At 52.3% G+C, this 1096-nt stretch carries 2 protein-coding genes and 1 pseudogene; all 3 read left to right on the top strand.

Translation table 11 applies throughout. The features are described 5' to 3' along the window. The first annotated feature begins 105 nt into the window (after window positions 1-105). Window positions 106-300, top strand: a pseudogene (locus tag DW49_RS1000000134105) (hypothetical protein). Between the two features lie 184 nt (window positions 301-484). Further along, window positions 485-748, top strand: a complete 264-nt coding sequence (locus DW49_RS0124150; protein ID WP_024421039.1) for a CopG family ribbon-helix-helix protein — start codon at window positions 485-487, stop codon at window positions 746-748. Beyond that, complete coding sequence (locus tag DW49_RS1000000131115) at window positions 711-1001, top strand: type II toxin-antitoxin system RelE/ParE family toxin (protein ID WP_081591740.1); 291 nt, start codon at window positions 711-713, stop codon at window positions 999-1001. Before DW49_RS0124150 ends, DW49_RS1000000131115 begins: the two co-directional genes overlap by 38 nt. Window positions 1002-1096: the final 95 nt, after the last annotated feature.

Below are 1096 nucleotides of genomic sequence, written 5' to 3'. Positions count from 1 at the left end.
GGTCGAGGCCATTTCGATTGCAGGTCGTTACACCTAAGCTTTTCGCCGTTGGGCCAGAGATATTCGCCAGTCAGAAATACGTGCGCCCAGCCCACCGGTAAAGATATGCGCCAGGAGCTCGGGCGGCACATCAAGCTCTTCATTTCACTGCTCTGGGGCTCTAATCACAAACCGCCGGAATTTCCGTCTGACGAGCTGACGTTCACCCTGCACACACCTGGATGCTAGATCGCCCGATATCTGGGTATCAGCAAAAACACCATCACTGACATCGTGCGCAGGCATCGCGAAACGGCTTAAGGTGTCGTTTCGCCCCCAGCCGGAACCGACCCCTTTATGGGAATTACGACTGATAACGCGGTGGGTAGCGAAGAACTGCGCCTCAGATGCATAGGACCTTATTGACGGAATCGTAATTTACGATTAACGTATACGCAGTTTATATAAGTAAACAACGTATACAAAATCGATCGGAGCGTTTAATATGGCCTCGCCTGTCCTGTCTTTTCGCGTGGAATCGGAGCTGATCAGCCAGCTCGACCAGCTGGCTGAAGCAACTGATCGGGATCGTCAGTACCATCTCAAGCGTGCCCTCGCACGCTACGTAGAGTCAGAGTCCTGGCATTTTCGAGCTGTAGCTGAAGGTATTGCGGATGCAGAGGCGGGCAACCTAGTCGACTTGGATGCCGTGAAGGCTAAGTGGGTAGCCCGTGCCGAAAATCGCATTAACCAGCAAGGCGGACAGTGACCTCGACGGAATCTATGAGCATTACGAGCCTCGTCGAGGCGCTGTAAAAGCTGAGGAGGTTGTTTTCCAGATTTTGGAAGCCATGTCTCGGTTGGAGACATTCCCGCAACTGGGAAAGGCATCAGATGTACCGGATTGCCGGGAACTGATCTTTTCAAAATTCCCCTATCGAGCGGTCTACACACTGAAGGGGGATAGGATCCTGATCTACCGCATCCTTCATCAGCACGCCGAGCGTCCAGAAGATTGGTGAGTCCATGTATAGGAATTTCAATAATTCCTATACAGGGTAATCCTGGCGGTTTCAGAGGCTGAGTGCAACACCCGGCTATTGAGTTAGGGATGGAC

This window comes from Pseudomonas avellanae BPIC 631, assembly GCF_000444135.1.
Classification (GTDB): domain Bacteria; phylum Pseudomonadota; class Gammaproteobacteria; order Pseudomonadales; family Pseudomonadaceae; genus Aquipseudomonas; species Aquipseudomonas avellanae.
The sequence above is the reverse complement of the archived record's forward strand: the minus strand, read 5'-3'. Positions and strand labels throughout refer to the sequence as shown.

Bases quoted from the DNA above. Each gene is read 5' to 3' on its own strand.
- DW49_RS0124150 (WP_024421039.1), top strand. From the start codon at position 485: ATGGCCTCGCCTGTCCTGTCTTTTCGCGTGGAATCGGAGCTGATCAGC.